The organism is Ewingella sp. AOP8-B2-18, assembly GCF_052376015.1.
GTDB lineage: Bacteria > Pseudomonadota > Gammaproteobacteria > Enterobacterales > Enterobacteriaceae > Ewingella > Ewingella allii.
The window spans coordinates 523,742-540,805 of record NZ_JBQSVB010000001.1 but is presented as its reverse complement, the minus strand read 5'-3'; the positions used below and the strand labels follow the sequence as shown (position 1 = coordinate 540,805).

11 protein-coding genes are annotated in these 17,064 nt (G+C 54.8%); 5 read left to right on the top strand and 6 right to left on the bottom strand.

Features of this window, described 5'->3' with window-relative positions:
* Positions 1-45: 45 nt before the first annotated feature.
* From ynfE to lrp, 6 genes are all read right to left on the bottom strand, one after another.
* Positions 46-2,499 carry a selenate/tellurate reductase subunit YnfE gene (ynfE, locus tag ACT3RR_RS02540; protein ID WP_496199822.1) on the bottom strand — a complete coding sequence of 818 codons (2,454 nt, stop codon included), beginning with the start codon at positions 2,497-2,499 and terminating at the stop codon, positions 46-48.
* A gap of 286 nt (positions 2,500-2,785) precedes the next feature.
* Positions 2,786-4,078 carry a serine--tRNA ligase gene (gene serS, locus ACT3RR_RS02535; protein WP_485902693.1) on the bottom strand — a complete coding sequence of 431 codons (1,293 nt, stop codon included), beginning with the start codon at positions 4,076-4,078 and terminating at the stop codon, positions 2,786-2,788.
* 106 nt (positions 4,079-4,184) lie between these two features.
* Entirely contained in the window at positions 4,185-5,528 is a 1,344-nt protein-coding gene (locus tag ACT3RR_RS02530) for a replication-associated recombination protein A (protein ID WP_353501537.1), read from the bottom strand.
* 7 nt (positions 5,529-5,535) lie between these two features.
* Positions 5,536-6,147 (bottom strand): outer membrane lipoprotein periplasmic chaperone LolA, encoded by a 612-nt coding sequence (lolA, locus tag ACT3RR_RS02525; protein ID WP_034789137.1) that lies wholly within the window; start codon positions 6,145-6,147, stop codon positions 5,536-5,538.
* A gap of 180 nt (positions 6,148-6,327) precedes the next feature.
* Positions 6,328-9,801 (bottom strand): DNA translocase FtsK 4TM domain-containing protein, encoded by a 3,474-nt coding sequence (locus ACT3RR_RS02520; RefSeq protein WP_496199669.1) that lies wholly within the window; start codon positions 9,799-9,801, stop codon positions 6,328-6,330.
* Positions 9,802-9,922: 121 nt separating this feature from the next.
* On the bottom strand, positions 9,923-10,417 hold the full coding sequence (lrp, locus tag ACT3RR_RS02515; protein ID WP_013574775.1) for a leucine-responsive transcriptional regulator Lrp: 495 nt from the start codon (positions 10,415-10,417) through the stop codon (positions 9,923-9,925).
* Positions 10,418-11,153: 736 nt separating this feature from the next.
* On the opposite strand from lrp, the gene trxB reads away from it, so the two are divergent.
* The 5 genes from trxB to infA all read left to right on the top strand — a co-directional run bounded on the left by trxB (position 11,154) and on the right by infA (position 17,007).
* The gene (gene trxB, locus ACT3RR_RS02510; RefSeq protein WP_353501535.1) at positions 11,154-12,119 is read left to right on the top strand and encodes a thioredoxin-disulfide reductase; all 966 of its coding nucleotides are present in this window, start codon (positions 11,154-11,156) and stop codon (positions 12,117-12,119) included.
* Positions 12,120-12,432: 313 nt separating this feature from the next.
* Positions 12,433-14,205: a heme ABC transporter permease/ATP-binding protein CydD gene (gene cydD / locus ACT3RR_RS02505; RefSeq protein WP_496199668.1), complete on the top strand. Its 1,773-nt coding sequence runs from the start codon at positions 12,433-12,435 to the stop codon at positions 14,203-14,205.
* Between the two features lie 2 nt (positions 14,206-14,207).
* Positions 14,208-15,929 (top strand): heme ABC transporter ATP-binding protein/permease CydC, encoded by a 1,722-nt coding sequence (gene cydC, locus ACT3RR_RS02500; RefSeq protein WP_496199667.1) that lies wholly within the window; start codon positions 14,208-14,210, stop codon positions 15,927-15,929.
* Positions 15,930-15,960: 31 nt separating this feature from the next.
* Positions 15,961-16,695, top strand: coding sequence for a leucyl/phenylalanyl-tRNA--protein transferase (gene aat, locus ACT3RR_RS02495; RefSeq protein WP_353501532.1), 735 nt, complete (start codon positions 15,961-15,963; stop codon positions 16,693-16,695).
* A 93-nt stretch (positions 16,696-16,788) separates the two neighbouring features.
* Positions 16,789-17,007 carry a translation initiation factor IF-1 gene (gene infA / locus ACT3RR_RS02490; protein WP_002211347.1) on the top strand — a complete coding sequence of 73 codons (219 nt, stop codon included), beginning with the start codon at positions 16,789-16,791 and terminating at the stop codon, positions 17,005-17,007.
* Positions 17,008-17,064: the final 57 nt, after the last annotated feature.

The following is a 17,064-nucleotide window of genomic DNA, read 5'->3' as shown; positions in this document are numbered from 1 at the left end:
GGTATGGCAAAATGGGCAATGGATCTCTTGGTCCATTGCCTCGGCTTACACTTTTTCTATTTGAATCAGATTGGTATGTTGCGGATTGCCCTTGGCTAATGGCGAGGCGCGATGCGTGGTCAGGGTGTTCATACAGGCGCCGTGATCGACGCGATCTCCTGCCATGTTGGCCTGATGCCAGGCTCCCTGCCCCATCGCCACCACGCCCGGCATGATCCTCGGCGTCACCTTGGCGGCCACGCGCACTTCTCCGCGCCCGTTAAACACGCGCACCGCATCGCCGTTTTTAATGCCGCGACCCTGCGCATCCAGTGGGTTGATCCACACTTCCTGACGGCAGGCAGCTTGCAAAATATCGATATTGCCGTAGGTCGAGTGGGTACGCGCCTTGTAGTGGAAGCCGAACATTTGCAGTGGATATTGGCTGCGCAGCGGGTCGTCCCAGCCTTCAAAGGTCGAGGCATAAACCGGCAGCGGGCTGATGGTTTCGTCCTTCTCCAACTCCCAGCGCGAGGCGATATCCGCCAACGCCGAGGAGTAGATTTCAATCTTGCCGGAAGGGGTTTTCAGCGGGTTAGCCTGTGGGTCTTCGCGGAATTTTTTATACGCGACAAAGTGGCCATTCGGGTCTTTGCGCTTATAGATACCCATCTGGCGCAGCTCTTCATAGGCCGGTAATGTCGGATCTTTGGCGAGCATTTTGGCGTACAGATACTGAAGCCATTCGCGCTGGGTACGGTTTTCCGTAAACTTGCTGTGTACCTCTGGACCAAGGCGACGGGCCACTTCACTCATCACCTCATAAATGCCTTTGCGCTCAAACTTGGGTTTGGTGGCGAGCTGAATGAAGATCAGATACCCCATGTTGCCAGCGTAATCATTCGGGATGATGTCCTCCTGCTCGGTGGTCATCAGATCTGGAAGCAGGATGTCGGCATATTTCGCCGAGGAGGTCATGAAGTTTTCCAGCACGACAATCATTTCGCACTGGCTGTCGTCTTGCAGAATGTCGTGGGTTTTATTGATGTCCGAATGCTGATTGGTGATAGTGTTACCGGCATAGTTCCAGATGAACTTGATCGGCACGTCCAGCTTGGCTTTGCCGCGAACGCCATCTTTTTCGGCCGTCATTTCCGGACCGCGGAAGATAGCGTCGGTCCAGCTAAAGCAGGAGATCTGCGTCTTCACCGGATTGGTTAATACCGGCATGCGCTCAATGGTGATGGTGTAAGTGGACTCACGCGCTCCGCTGTTGCCGCCGTTGATGCCCACATTGCCGGTCAGGATTGGCAACATAGCGATAGCCCGCGAAGTCAGCTCGCCGTTGGCTTGGCGCTGCGGCCCCCAGCCCTGAGAAATATAGGCCGGTTTCGCCTGACCCATCTCACGCGCCAGCTTGATAATTCGCTCGGCCGGAATACCGGTGATATGCGAAGCCCACTCCGGGGTTTTCGCCGTGGCGTCTGTCCCTGTCCCTAAAATATAGGCTTTGTAATGACTATTTTCTGGTGCCACTGCTGGCAACGTTTTCTCGTCATAACCGATGCAATAGCTGTCGAGGAAGGCTTGATCGACCAGATTTTCTGTGATTAACACGTGCGCCAGGCCGGCGACCAAGGCGGCGTCGGTGCCCGGACGGATAGGGATCCACTCATCTTCGCGCCCGGCGGCGGTGTCGGTATAGCGCGGATCGATGACAATCATGCGCGCATTAGATCGCTCGCGGGCCTGTTCGAGGTAGTAAGTGATCCCGCCGCCGCTCATGCGCGTTTCCGCCGGATTATTGCCGAAAAGTACTACCAGCTTGCTGTTTTCAATATCTGAGGTGCTGTTGCCGTCGTTGCTGCCGTAGGTGTAAGGCATGGCGCAGCTGATCTGCGCGGTACTGTAGGTGCCGTAATGGCTGAGGAAGCCACCGTAGCAGTTCATCAGACGGGCCACTAAAGAGGCATAAGGCGAGGAGCGCGTAATATTGCCGCCGACGATGCCGGACGTATAGTTGATGTAAACCGCTTCATTGCCGTACTTGGCGACGATTCGCTTTAAATTATTGGCAATTTCGTCGAAGGCTTCGTCCCAGCTAATGCGTTTGAACTTCCCTTCACCACGCTTCCCTACCCGTTTCATCGGGTAGTTGAGTCGCTCGGGGTGGTTCATGCGGCGGCGAATAGAGCGCCCGCGCAGGCAGGCGCGCACCTGATGGTCGCCATATTGGTCATTGCCGGTGTTGTCGGTTTCAACCCAATAAACTTCTTCGTCGCGCACGTGCAGCCGCAGAGCGCAGCGGCTGCCGCAGTTGACCGAGCACGCGCCCCAAACCACTTTCTCTGCTGCCTGATGGGCAGCGGGTTGGATGGCATCGGCGACGGCTTTGCGGCTGAATGGTAAACTGACACTCCCCGAAGCCAGCGCTAGCCCGGCAAGAGTTGATGATTTCATCAGGGTACGGCGGCTGATACCGCCTTTTTCGACAGGTTGTGTTGGCTTTTTATCCCGCATGCTCTGCTCCATGTGATTTTCCTGATAGCGAGTCCATGTCGACACGGGCATTGAAGATCAGTTATCAGGTAAGGGAGAGCGGGCTAAGACGTTATGATCAGATGATTTATACCCACTCTTACGCAGGGGATATTACTCATTAGTGGTTAGCAAACTTTGTTTGCTATCAAGAAAGGAGGGCTTTACTTAAGCAGAGCAGTGAATTGTTTCGAGTGGCGCACACTTTAAAACGTAAAAAAGGCGCCCGAAGGCGCCCTTTCGCTATATTATAAAATATATAGCGCTATTAGCCGATCACTTCCAGTCCACGCATATACGGACGCAGAACTTCTGGCACTTCAATGCGGCCATCTTCCAACTGATAGTTTTCCAGCACGGCAACCAGAGTACGGCCAACCGCTAAGCCAGAACCGTTCAGGGTATGAACCAGACGCGGCTTTTTCTCAGTTTTGCTGCGGCAGCGAGCCTGCATGCGACGAGCCTGGAAATCCCCACAGTTTGAGCAAGAAGAGATTTCACGGTAAGTGTCCTGCGCTGGCAACCAGACTTCTAAGTCGTAAGTTTTTACAGCGCCGAAGCCCATATCGCCAGTACACAGCAGCACTTTGCGGTATGGCAGGTTGAGCAGCTGCAACACTTTTTCAGCGTGGCTAGTCAGCTCTTCCAGAGCTTGCATGGAGTCTTCCGGGCGAACAATCTGCACCATCTCAACTTTGTCGAACTGGTGCATACGGATCAGACCACGGGTGTCACGACCGTAAGAGCCAGCCTCGGAACGGAAGCACGGAGTATGCGCAGTCAGTTTGATTGGCAGTGACTCTTCTTCAACAATCTCGTCGCGCAGCAGGTTGGTCAGCGGGACTTCAGCCGTTGGGATCAGCGCGTAGTTGCTGCTCCCCGCTTCTTCTCCCAAAGGCTTGGTGTGGAACAGGTCTTCACCAAACTTCGGTAATTGACCGGTGCCGAACAGCGTGTCTTGGTTTACCAAGTAAGGTACGTAAGTTTCGCTGTAGCCATGCTGCTCAGTATGCAGGTCCAGCATAAACTGGGCCAGTGCACGGTGCATGCGAGCGATCTGCCCTTTCATCACCACGAAGCGCGAACCCGTCAGCTTAACGGCGGAAGCGAAATCAAGCCCACCGGCCAGTTCGCCCAGTGAAACGTGATCGCGAACTTCAAAGCCATACTGGCGCGGAGTGCCCCAGCGACTGATTTCCTGATTATCGTTTTCATCTTTGCCGGCTGGAACAGAGTCATCTGGCAGGTTCGGGATCGCAGAAGCGATGTCGCGAATAGCCGTCTGCAAAGCATCAAGTTCTGCTTTCGCCGCATCCAATCTCTCACCCAGCTCATTAACTTCCTGACGCAGGGGCTCGATGTCTTCGCCACGGGCTTTCGCTGCACCGATCGATTTCGATCGTGCATTACGTTCTGCCTGCAGAGTTTCCGTTTCTACTTGCAAGACTTTGCGACGTTCTTCTTGAGAACGCAGCGTTTCCACATCGAGTTTAAAACCTCTGCGAGCCAGTTTTTCTGCAACTGCGTCTAGCTCATTACGCAGCAGATTGGGATCGAGCATGCTAATCCTGTACGTGTTGTTTTGAATGTGAATTAGATGAAGCACGCCGCCTGAATAGGCAGCATGTCAAAGAGTTATCAGAAGTAACCTTACCGCAACAGCAATATTAGCGGTAGCGTTTTGTCGGGCTATTTTGATCTTGTTCAGTCAACCATGCCAGCTTTTCACCAATCTTACCCTCCAGACCGCGAGAAGAAGGATAATAGTACTGGGTGTTAGCCATTTGTGACGGGAAATAGTTCTCACCGGCAGCGTAGGCATTGGGTTCATCATGGGCATAACGGTACTCTGCGCCCAGTCCCATCTCTTTCATCAGCTTGGTCGGCGCATTGCGTAAATGCTCTGGGACGTCGTAGTCAGACTGTTCGCGGGCATCGCGCATCGCGGCTTTAAACGCAGTGTAAACAGCATTACTTTTTGGCGCACAGGCAAGATAGACGATGGCCTGCGCAATCGCCCGCTCGCCCTCGGCCGGGCCGACGCGGGTGAAACAGTCCCAGGCGGCAATTGCTACCTGCATGCCGCGCGGGTCGGCATTGCCAACATCTTCTGAGGCAATAGCCAACAGGCGGCGCGCCACATAGAGCGGGTCACCACCGGCGGTGATAATACGCGCATACCAGTACAGCGCAGCGTCGGGGGATGAGCCGCGCACTGATTTATGCAGCGCGGAGATCAAATCGTAATATCGATCACCTTTATTGTCGAAACGCGCGCTGCGCTCACCAGAGATCTCCTTCAACAATTCAGGCGTCAGGGTTCTCACGCCTTTTTTGTCAATTTCGGCCATGTCGGCCATCATCTCGATACTATTTAGCGCACGCCGCGCATCGCCGTTGACCAGCTCGGCCAGCATGCGGCGAGTTTCAGCGGGAACCACAATTTTCTGATCGGCGTAGCCGCGCTCTTTGTTGGTCAGCGCCTGCTCGATGACTTTTTCAATATCTTCGGCAGTCAGCGATTTGAGCAAATAGACGCGGGCACGGGATAACAGTGCCGAATTCAACTCAAAAGAGGGGTTTTCGGTGGTCGCGCCAATAAAGGTGATGGTGCCATCTTCAATGTGCGGCAAGAAAGCATCTTGCTGGCTTTTGTTGAAACGGTGCACCTCGTCCACAAAGAGGATGGTGCGACGGCCCGCGTCGCGATTCTGCCGCGCACGTTCAATGGCTTCGCGGATCTCTTTGATGCCTGAAGTCACCGCCGAGATACGCTCGACGTCGGCGTTGGCGTAGCGCCCTATCAGCTCCGCCAGCGTCGTTTTCCCGGTGCCCGGCGGCCCCCACAAAATCATCGAATGCAGCTGCCCCGCTTCTATCGCGCGCGGTAGCGGCTTGCCAGCGGCTAAAAGGTGCTGCTGGCCGATGTATTCTGCAAGTGAAACTGGCCGCATTCTTGCGGCCAGTGGCTGGAACTCATTATGAGAAAAATCGAGTGACAGATTACTCAAAGGGACCTCACTGACGCTGGTCGTCCACCGTCACGCCTTTCGGCGGTGTAAATTTGAATTTGGCATCATCAACCGACGCGTTCTGCTCGCCTTTCAGGCTATACGCGCTTTTCTGACCATCTTGCTCCACCGCGGTAAAGCTTTTGATGGTGCCGGTTGGTGTCACGGTGATCGCAAACTGCTTCAGATTACCGGCTGCCGTTTTTGGCGTTAATTCGAAATCATCGCCTTTTTGTTTAACGTTGTACTTGGCCCAGTCACTGCTGTCGTTACGCGTGATCAGCATAAACGGCGTGTTACCGGTGGCGTTTTTCAGCCAGGTTGCCGTGACTTGCTCAACAAATGGGTTATAGAACCACAGGGTTTTACCATCGGAAACCAGAATGCTTTCATCCGGCGAGGTCATGTGCCAGTTAAACAAGTTAGGACGTTTAACCCACAGTTCACCTTCACCTTGCTGCACGGCGGCGCCGTCATCACTGGTAACGGTTTGCGTGAAACTGGCATGGAAAGTATTCAGCTTGCCCAAGCGACTTTTCAGGTCACTGCTGGCATCGGCTAAAACCGAGGCGGAAGTAAATGCTGTCAATAAACAACCAACAACTAACAATTTTTTCATTCTTATCTCTACCTCAGAAACCATTTTTGATTCAGACGTTGCCTTGTGTTAATACACAGGCCCATGTTGCGAACTCTAGCCGAGGCGTTGGCACAAAGGTAGCTCATTCGTCTGAAAAACTAGGGGTTTACGCTTCTTTGCACAAAGGCCACCATGGCGACCTTTGTGCATTCGACGATATTATTCGTGAGAAGGTGGGGCTAAGACTTCACGGTTACCGTTGTGGCCCGGCGTACTCACAATGCCCTGCGCTTCCATTTGCTCAACGATACGCGCCGCGCGGTTATAGCCGATGCGGAACTGGCGCTGAACGCCGGAAATCGAAGCACGACGCTTGTCGACCACAAAGGCTACGGCCTGATCAAACAGCGCATCCAGCTCTTCATCGCTGTCCAAACCACCGCCGCCCCCTTCGCCATCTTCACCACCCGCAAGGATGCTGTCGATGTACTTAGGACGCCCGCGCGCTTTCCAGTCCTGAACCACGGCGTGGACTTCTTGGTCACGGACGAATGCGCCGTGAACACGAACCGGAATCGACGAGTTTGGAGCCATGTAAAGCATGTCACCCATGCCCAGCAGGGACTCGGCTCCGCCTTGATCCAAAATGGTACGGGAGTCAATTTTACTCGACACGGTAAAGGCGATACGGGTCGGAATGTTGGCCTTAATCAAGCCGGTAATAACGTCTACCGATGGGCGCTGAGTCGCCAGAACCAAGTGAATACCGGCCGCACGGGCTTTCTGGGCCAGACGCGCAATCAGTTCTTCAACTTTTTTACCTACCGTCATCATCAGGTCAGCAAACTCATCGACCAACACAACGATAAATGGCTCTTTTTCCAGATAAGGCGGCTCAGCGGCCATGCCATCACCCGGTTTCCAGAACGGATCGGGGATCGGACGGCCCATGGCTTCGGCTTGCTCAACCCGCTCGTTATAACCCGCCAGATTACGCACACCCAATGCCGACATCAGCTTATAACGGCGTTCCATTTCGCCGACACACCAACGCAGCGCATTGGCGGCGTCTTTCATGTCAGTTACCACCTCGGTTAACAGGTGTGGAATGCCCTCATAGACCGAAAGCTCGAGCATTTTCGGGTCAATCATGATGAAGCGAACTTCTTCCGGCGTTGCCTTGTAGAGCATGCTGAGGATCATGGCGTTGACGCCGACCGACTTACCGGAACCGGTCGTACCGGCCACCAGCAAGTGTGGCATTTTCGCTAAGTCAGCCACGACTGGTTCACCAGAGATATCCTTGCCCAGCACGATGGTCAGCGGCGACGGACTGTCTTTGAATTTGTCACAGTCCAGCACTTCGCGCAGGTAAACGGTCTGGCGCTTCTTGTTTGGCAGCTCCAACCCGACATAAGGTTTTCCAGGGATAACCTCAACCACGCGCACGGCAACCGCCGAGAGCGAACGCGCCAAGTCGCGCGAGAGATTCGAAATACGCGCGGCTTTCACGCCCGGCGCCAGATCCAATTCGAAACGGGTGATCACCGGCCCTGGCAGCTTATCGACAACATCGGCTTTGATGCGGTAATCGTTCAGACGCGCTTCAATCAGGTTGCCCATCTGTTCCAGTGCAAACTCATCCACCGGCTCAGATTCGGCTGGCGGGGAGGTCAACAAATCGAGCGACGGCAGCGGCGTGGTCGGTTTCACCAACGGCTGCTCGTGACGCATCAGGAATGGATGGATCAGGCTATCCATATTCGGCTGAGCAGGTTGAGATTGCTCCGGCGCCTCATATTGTTCGATTGGCTGGTGCTTCGGCGCTGTCTGTCGATAGCTTTGGCCGAAGGTCGGCACTTCTGGCTCATCTTCTTCTTTGTGCGGTGACAGCGTAAACAGAGGTTCGGTTGGCGTGTCATCCACCAAATCCGCCATCGGCGAGAAGGTGAAAGCATCATGCGTGCTGATGTTCATCGCGGCAGCCGCGAGTGCATCCGCCGCCGCAGAAGAGACTGGGTTCTGCTGTGGCGCGCTGTGCTGAGAGTAAGCAGGCTGAGTGTCCTGCTGCTCATCCTGCTGATAACGGTTCTGCTCACGGGCAGCGAAAGCCTGACGAAGCTCGGCTTCTTGCAAGGCCGCCTCTTCATCTTCTTCTGAAGCAACGTGTTCATCGCCATAGCGCTGACTCTGCTGCTCAGCAAACTGCTGGCGCAACGCCGCTTCTTGTAATGCGGCTTGATCATCGCCCTGCTCGCTATCCGCTTCATCTATAACGGGCTGTTGCTGGGCAGCAAGCTGCTCCTGCTGCTCGGCAATGCGTTGTGAAGGTAACTTGATGCCATAAGAAGCCAGCTCACGTCGCGTTGGAATACGCACCGGATTCGGCCTTGGCAGCTCGGGACCCACGCCTTTTTTGACCTGCGAATTGCCGTCACTGACCGCGCTGAAGGCAGGCATAAAGGTATTGCTGGCAGAGCTGGCTGACTGCCCGGCCTGTGCCAAACCTGTCGCCAATGCCGCAGTGGCCGCCAGACTGTTGACTTCGCTGCTGTCGCGCTGGGCGGTGCTGAAGTCAAAAGGTGAACGTTCCGGCTCGGAAGGCGCGCTGGCCTGCCAATTGCCTAAGCGTGGCTCATCGTCATCATAAGATGGCGATTTGGTTGGCTGCTGCGGAGCAGGCGTTTCTTGCGGAATTTCAAAGCTATAGAGCGGCGGTGCGGGAGCAATAGTTGGCTCCGGCGCAGCAGGCATCTCAACTTCAGGTGCTGGCGCCCTCACCTCACTCGCAGCATGCTGAGTCACCTCTGGCGCTGGAGCAGGTGTTTGAACTGGCGCAGTTTCTGGCTGAGTTTTAGCCTCGGCATTGTCATGCAGCGACGGCGCGGAGAACAGTACGTCATCTTCATCATCCACGGCGGCATTGGCCGGTGCGACTTTGGCACTGGCGGTCGCAGCCGCGGCGGCTTTAGCGGCTGCGGAAGGCACGTAATCAGAGTCGAGTAACGGATCGTCATGGCTATCATGAGCACCATTTTCATGGTGATCATCTTCGTAGTCATAATCATCGTCACGGCGCGAACGATTGGTCATGAATGTCGTCACGCCCAACACCGCGCCGCCGATTTTCTCGGCAATTGTCAGCCATGACCAGCCGGTAAAGAGTGTCAGCCCGGCCGCCCATATACAGAGCAGAACCATGGTTGCGCCGACATTATTAAACCAAGGGGTCATCGCCGTGGTCAGCAAACTGCCAATCACGCCGCCTGAGGCAAAGTAATAAAGGTCATCAATATTGAAGGCTGCCAGTCCACAAGACGTAAGAATCAACGCCAGCGTACCAATAAGTCGCAGCGACAAAGAGAAATAGTCGATGTAATCCTGATTATCACGCTGACGAAACGCCGCCCAACACAGGCAAAGCATGATAGGGGGAATAGCGTAAGCCAATACGCCAAAAATGAAGAACAAGGTGTCGGCCATCCACGCGCCTACACCACCACCCCAGTTATGAATAGGTCCATGCCATGCGGTCTGCGACCAGCTTGGATCTGAGGGGTTAAAACTCACCAGCGCCGCCATAAGGTAAACGGCGAAAACGGCTACCACTACCAGAACAGCTTCCAACACGCGGCGGCTACTGCTCAGTTTTTTCAGGGTAACGTCTTTATCTTCTGTATATTCCTGGCTCAAGAAAGGCTCTCCAGGTTCCTGTGGGCTGAAAAAGCAACAGCGCCGAGAACGGGCCTCGGCGCCGGGGCTGTATAGATACACAGGAGTGTAGCTAAATTTATAAGGTTTTGCACCTGAACCTTTACCGGGTCTTAATAACCAGACGGTTGGTTTGTTTTACTTCTTCCATCACCACGTAGGTGCGGGTGTCGTTAACGCCCGGCAGTCGAAGTAATGTCTCACCTAACAACTTACGATAGGCTGACATGTCAGGCACGCGGGTTTTCAACAGGTAGTCGAAATCCCCAGAAACCAAATGACACTCCTGAATATCTTCAAGTTTTTGTACTGCTGCATTGAATTGCTCAAACACGTCCGGTGCGCCACGGTTGAGTGTTATCTCAACAAACACCAGCAGCGATGCATCCAGATAGTGTGGATTGAGCAACGCGGTATATCCGTTAATGAAGCCTTGACGTTCTAAACGACGAACGCGCTCCAGACACGGTGTTGGAGATAATCCCACTCGTTTGGAAAGCTCGACGTTGGAGATCCGGCCATCCTTTTGCAGTTCGTTGAGGATGTTACGGTCAATACGGTCGAGATCTTTTCCCGGACGCTTTTTGTTGTCTACCATTATTATTGTCTCTCTGCTGTCCTTCCCTGCACCTGCCATACCCTAGCCAACTTCAATGTGTCAGGGTTTGTCCCAAGCGAAGACCCGATAGTTTTAGGTTTGAGTATGCCGTTTGATTGCGTGAGTCCCCTGTCGAAAGAAAACGCTTTCAATGACGTTATACCGAGAAGAAATATCGCTGTGAAATGAATAGCTTGCGCAACGCTCGCTGTTTTCACTAAATCCTGCACAAGAAAAAACCAGCGAAACAACACCTTGAACAAGTCAGGTAGCAGCTGATCGTAGAATTTCAAGTCACAGGCAGGCGATTAATTTCTTCGTCCCTAGATGTTTTCGCAAATGCACAGCGGATTGTCAAAGTAAAAGAAGCAAAATCAGAAGAACGTGCCAGATTGAAATCTCACGGCCTCGTTTTTACCTATCTTTCAACGACCAATAATAACAAAACAATTAACCTACTTTTTCGTGCTAAAGCCTACATAAAGTCGGGATTTGCCGCGAAAAGGCCAGCGTTTGATGGAAAAATAACAAGCTCACAACATATTCATTGCCGGTTATTTGTCCAATCTTCAATCGGTTACCTCAAATGAGAGCTAACCGGGGTGTAGTTGTACGTGGGTTTGAAATTAAAAACTATCAGACAAATCGTTAACAACATCTGAGTTTGCTTTTTTTACTGCGCGGTTTTCCCTACAATCGGTTCATTGCTAGTCGCCATCACGGAGATGAATTGCTCATGAGTACGGTTAAACACAGTAAACTATTGATTTTAGGTTCAGGTCCAGCAGGTTACACGGCAGCGGTTTATGCCGCGCGCGCCAACCTGAATCCGGTATTGATCACCGGTATGGAAAAAGGCGGTCAATTGACTACCACCACAGAAGTGGAAAACTGGCCGGGCGACCCAGAGGGGCTGACAGGTCCGGGGCTGATGGAGCGCATGCACGAACATGCTGCGAAATTTAATACCGAGATCATCTTCGACCACATTAACAAAGTTGATTTGCAGAACCGCCCGTTCCGCCTGTTCGGTGACAGCGAAGAGTACACCTGTGACGCGTTAATCATCGCCACCGGGGCGTCTGCACGTTATATCGGCCTGCCTTCTGAAGAGGCGTTCAAAGGCAAAGGCGTTTCTGCCTGTGCGACCTGTGACGGTTTCTTCTATCGCAACCAGAAAGTCGCGGTAGTCGGTGGTGGTAACACCGCGGTTGAAGAAGCGCTTTATCTGGCGAACATTGCCGAAGAAGTGCATTTGATTCACCGTCGCGACAGCTTCCGCGCTGAAAAAATTCTTATCGACCGTCTAAACGAGAAAGCCACCAAGGGCAACGTGGTGCTGCACACCAACAAGACCTTGGACGAAGTTCTGGGCGACCAGATGGGCGTAACCGGCGCTAACCTGCGCGATGCGCGCACCGACGAGCTGAGCAAGCTGGACGTCGCGGGCGTGTTCATCGCCATCGGCCACAGCCCTAACACTGCCATTTTCGACGGTCAGTTGGAGCTGGAAAATGGCTACATCAAGGTGCAATCCGGCATCCAGGGTAATGCCACTCAGACCAGCATTCCTGGCGTGTTTGCCGCTGGCGACGTGATGGACCATATCTATCGTCAGGCGATCACCTCTGCGGGCACCGGCTGTATGGCCGCGCTGGATGCAGAACGCTATCTGGACGGCTTGGCGAAACCTGCTGTATAATCGCTGAATGCCAGACAAGTATTAACTCCTCATGAGGCGGCCAATTGGCCGCCTCATTGTTTTGTTTTTTATGGAAATAACCGTTTTTATAGAAATAGATTTTTCAGCGTAAGTCCGAACATGTAACATGAGCGAGCTTTCGACTCAGCTCGGAATGCAACGGGTAATAGCACCGCCGTGGCGGCGCTTTTTTGGATCATGCGACCTGCGAGCGGGCTTCTTCAGCGTCATCCTGACTCTCCGTTCAATCGCATGTCACTCTATACGGAAATACCCCTGTGATTTCTGTATTGCTGCGCAGACTGATTGCCTGATGAATAAAACACGACAACAAGAACTCACCCGCTGGTTAAAGCAACAAAGCTCACGCGCCAAAGGCTGGATACGCCTGTCGATGATGCTGGGTTTACTCTCTGGTTTATTAATTCTTGCCCAAGCCTGGTTAATGGCGGGCCTGCTCCACAGCTTAATTATTCAAAACACGCCGCGCGACCAGCTGGTGCAAAGCTTCCTGCTCTTGGCGCTGACCTTCATTCTTCGCGCCGTAGTGACCTGGCTGCGTGAACAGGTGGGCTTTATTTGCGGCAAGATTATTCGTCGCGGAATGCGCAAGCTCGTGCTGGACAGGCTGGAGAAGCTTGGCCCGGCGTGGATCCAAGGCAAGCCAGCCGGAAGCTGGGCCACCATCATTATCGAGCAAATTGAAGAGATGCAGGAGTACTACTCCCGCTATCTGCCGCAGATTGCGCTGGCGGGGATTATTCCCCTGCTGATTCTGGTGAGTATTTTCCCAATCAACTGGGCCGCGGGTATGATTCTGCTGGTCACCGCGCCATTAATTCCTATTTTTATGGCCTTGGTCGGCATGGGCGCGGCCGATGCCAATCGCCGCAACTTTACCGCCCTCGCCCGCCTGAGCGGCAATTTCTTAGACAGCCTGCGCGGCTTGGATACGCTGCGCCTGTTCCACCGCGCTCAGGCCGAAACCGCGCAGATCCAACGCTCTACCGAAAGTTTCCGCGCCCGCACTATGGACGTGCTGCGACTGGCGTTCTTGTCTTCCGCCGTGCTCGAGTTCTTCGCCTCAATCTCCATTGCCGTGGTCGCGGTCTACTTTGGCTTCTCCTATCTTGGTGAACTGAATTTCGGCAGCTACGGCACGCCTGTCACGCTGTTTGCCGGTTTTCTGGTGCTGATACTGGCTCCCGAGTTTTTCCAGCCGCTGCGCGATTTAGGCACCTTCTATCATGCTAAAGCACAGGCGGTGGGCGCGGCAGAGAGCCTGCTGACCTTCCTGAGTGCTGAAGCGGAAAGTCAGGGAGAAGGCACCCAGCCTTGGCCGACGGCAGCCGAGAGCGCCATTTCACTGGAAGCCGTCGACCTGATTATCCGCTCGCCGGACGGCAAAACGCTGGCTGGCCCACTTAATTTCACCCTGCCCGCGGGTAAACGCGTGGCGCTGGTTGGCCTGAGCGGCGCTGGGAAAAGTTCGCTGCTCAACGCCCTGCTCGGCTTCCTGCCTTATCAAGGCTCGCTGAAAGCCAATGGCATAGAGTTGCAGGAAATAGCCCGCGCGGACTGGCGCCAGCAGCTCAGCTGGGTGGGACAAAACCCGCACCTTCCGGAGCAGAGCCTGCGGGCTAATATCTTGCTGGGCTGGCCGGATGCCAGCGAAGCGCAGCTGCAATCGGCCATCGAGCGCGCCTATGTCAGCGAGTTTCTCCCTCTACTGCCCGAAGGCTTGGACACCGAGCTTGGCGACAGCGCGGCGCGCCTTTCCGTCGGGCAGGCTCAGCGCGTGGCCGTGGCTCGGGCCCTGCTCTCGCCTTGCCACCTGCTGCTGTTAGATGAACCGACAGCCAGCCTTGACGCCCACAGCGAAAAACGGGTGATGCAGGCGCTGAGCGACGCCTCTCAAGCACAAACCACGCTGCTGGTGACCCATCAGCTGGAAGACACCCGACAGTACGATGAAGTATGGGTGATGGATAAAGGCCAGCTGATCGAGCAAGGCGGCTATCAACAATTGGCGAGCGGGAATGGCGCATTTTCCCGTTTGTTAGCTCAGCGCAGTCAGGAGCTATAAACATGAAAATTCTACTGCCTTATCTGGCGCTTTATCGCCGCCATTGGCTGCGTTTATCGCTCGGCATCGTGCTGGCGATCATCACCCTGCTGGCGAGTATTGGCCTGCTGACTCTTTCGGGCTGGTTCCTCGCGGCGTCGGCGCTGGCGGGCCTCGCGGGGCTTTATACTTTCAACTACATGCTGCCCGCTGCGGGCGTGCGCGGCGCGGCGATTTTCCGCACCGCCGGGCGCTACGCGGAGCGTCTGGTGAGCCACGACGCCACCTTCCGCGTGCTGGCGCACCTGCGCGTGTTTACCTTCACCAAAATTATGCCGCTCTCTCCGGGTGGCATGGCGCGCTTCCGTCAGGCAGATTTGCTTAACAGGCTGGTGGCCGACGTCGACACCCTCGACCACCTCTATCTGCGGGTTATCTCGCCGCTGGTCAGCGCGCTGGTGATTATTCTGGTCGTCACCTTCGGCCTGAGCTTCCTCGACCTGCATCTGGCCTTAACACTCGGCGGCATCATGCTGTTACTGATGCTGTTGCTTCCCTTGGTGTTTTACCGCGCGGGCCAGCCGATTGGCCGTGAATTAACCGAGCTGCGCGGCGCGTACCGCACTCAGCTCAACTCATGGTTGCAGGGCCAGTCGGAATTAGCCGTATTTGGCGCACAGGCGCGTTTTCGCCAGAGCATGAATGAGACGGAAAGCCGCTGGGTGAGCCGCCAACAGCAGCAAGCCAAGCTTTCAGGTTTGTCGCAGGCGATGATCATTGCCAGCGCCGGTTTAACCGTCACGCTGATGCTGTGGCTGGCTGCCGGTGGCATTGGTGATATCGCCCAGCCCGACGCGCTGATTGCCCTGTTTGTCTTCACCCCGCTGGCCGCCTTTGAGGCACTCGGCCCAGTCGCGGCGGCTTTCCAACATTTGGGGCAAGTGATTGCCTCCGCCCAGCGAGTAACGCAGATCATCGAGCAGCAACCCGCCGTCACCTTCCCGGCCCACGGCCCACAGGCTGAACATCAGGTCGCGTTGGAAATTGAAAATCTCAGCTTCACCTATCCCGATCAGCCACTGCCAGTGCTCAAAGGCATCAATCTGCGGGTTAATTCTGGTGAGCACGTGGCGCTGCTCGGCCAAACCGGCTGCGGTAAGTCGACGCTGTTACAGCTCATCACCCGCGCGTGGGACAGCAACCAGGGCATCCTGAACATTAACGGCGCGGCCATTGCGGATTACGATGAAGCCACGCTGCGCCAGATGATGACCGTGGTCAGCCAGCGGGTGCATATCTTCAACACCACGCTGCGGGAAAACCTGCGTATGGTAGCCCCGGCCAGCAGCGACGAGCAGCTGGTCAAGGCGCTGGAAGCCGTTGATCTTCAAGCTTTGCTGGCCGGTGATGGCTTAAACAGCTGGCTGGGAGAAGGCGGCAGGCAGCTCTCAGGCGGCGAACAGCGTCGCCTTGGCTTGGCGCGCGCCATCTTGCACGACGCCCCGCTGTGGCTGCTGGATGAGCCGACAGAGGGTCTCGACGCAGAAACCGAACGTCATATTCTGGCGCTGTTGCGCCAACATTGTGAAAAAAAGACGCTAATCTTAATTACCCATCGCCTCTACGGCTTGGAAAATATGGATAAGATCTGCGTGATGGAAGAGGGTCAAATAGTTGAGGAAGGGACTCACCAAGCGCTGATCGGCATGGCGGGTCGCTATGCACGTTTTCGTGCGCGCGGCTGACAAACTCTTTTGACCAATGAATAAGGACCCTATGCGGTTAGTCAAGCTTGAAGCGAATTCCGTCGTCTTCCCTAACCCGGAGACGGCGCTGCATGAACCTAACGGCCTGCTGGCGCTGGGCGGGGATTTAACCTCCCCTCGCCTGCTTTCGGCTTATCGCAGCGGTATCTTCCCCTGGTTCGAGCCGGGGGAAGTCATTCTCTGGTGGTCCCCTGACCCACGGGCCGTGCTCTACCCCGAAGAACGTCATATCAGCCGCAGCCTGCGCCGTTTTATGCGTCGGGAACCCTATCGCTTCACGCTTAACAAAGCGTTCGCTGAGGTGATTCACGCGTGCTCTCAGCAGCGCGATGAAGGCACCTGGATTGGCCCGCTGGTGAAGCGCGGTTATCAGGAGCTGCACGAAGCGGGCCATGCACATTCGATTGAAGTGTGGGATGGCGACGAGCTGGTAGGCGGCATGTACGGCGTAAACGTCGGCGGATTATTCTGTGGAGAATCAATGTTCAGCCGCCGAGACAACGCCTCAAAGTGCGCCGTAATGATTTTTTGCCAACATTTTACCCGCTATGGTGGAGAACTGATTGACTGTCAGGTGCTCAACCCTCACACTGCGTCGCTGGGTGCGAGAGAGATCCCACGCCGCCAATTTTTGCAGTCGCTTTCCCGGCTTTCACAGCAACAATTACCGCCGGAATGCTGGCTGCCCCAAGACTTATCCCCACGTTATGAAGACCTGCCGACAGTCCCGATGGATAGGGAATAGATGCGATCGTCAACCATACTTCTTTACATAATGTGGGTTTTTCGGCATTATCACGCCGGTTAAAAACTATGGTAGTTAGACCTAGAGGATTCGATGGCCAAAGAAGACAATATTGAAATGCAGGGCACCGTACTTGATACGCTGCCAAACACTATGTTCCGCGTTGAGTTGGAAAACGGGCACGTAGTCACCGCACACATCTCCGGTAAAATGCGTAAGAACTACATCCGCATCCTGACGGGTGACAAAGTCACTGTAGAATTGACTCCTTACGACCTGAGCAAAGGCCGCATTGTCTTCCGTAGCCGCTAACAGGCGGCTCACTCATCGCTGATTTCCAGCGATACCCGAGGATACCCTCTTCGCCCT

Excerpts from the sequence above, each read along its gene's own strand:
- cydD (WP_496199668.1), top strand. The coding sequence starts at position 12,433 with ATGAATAAAACACGACAACAAGAACTCACCCGCTGGTTAAAGCAACAA.
- lolA (WP_034789137.1), bottom strand. The coding sequence starts at position 6,147 with ATGAAAAAATTGTTAGTTGTTGGTTGTTTATTGACAGCATTTACTTCC.
- lrp (WP_013574775.1), bottom strand. The coding sequence starts at position 10,417 with ATGGTAGACAACAAAAAGCGTCCGGGAAAAGATCTCGACCGTATTGAC.
- aat (WP_353501532.1), top strand. The coding sequence starts at position 15,961 with ATGCGGTTAGTCAAGCTTGAAGCGAATTCCGTCGTCTTCCCTAACCCG.
- cydC (WP_496199667.1), top strand. The coding sequence starts at position 14,208 with ATGAAAATTCTACTGCCTTATCTGGCGCTTTATCGCCGCCATTGGCTG.
- trxB (WP_353501535.1), top strand. The coding sequence starts at position 11,154 with ATGAGTACGGTTAAACACAGTAAACTATTGATTTTAGGTTCAGGTCCA.
- ynfE (WP_496199822.1), bottom strand. The coding sequence starts at position 2,499 with ATGCGGGATAAAAAGCCAACACAACCTGTCGAAAAAGGCGGTATCAGC.
- infA (WP_002211347.1), top strand. The coding sequence starts at position 16,789 with ATGGCCAAAGAAGACAATATTGAAATGCAGGGCACCGTACTTGATACG.
- serS (WP_485902693.1), bottom strand. The coding sequence starts at position 4,078 with ATGCTCGATCCCAATCTGCTGCGTAATGAGCTAGACGCAGTTGCAGAA.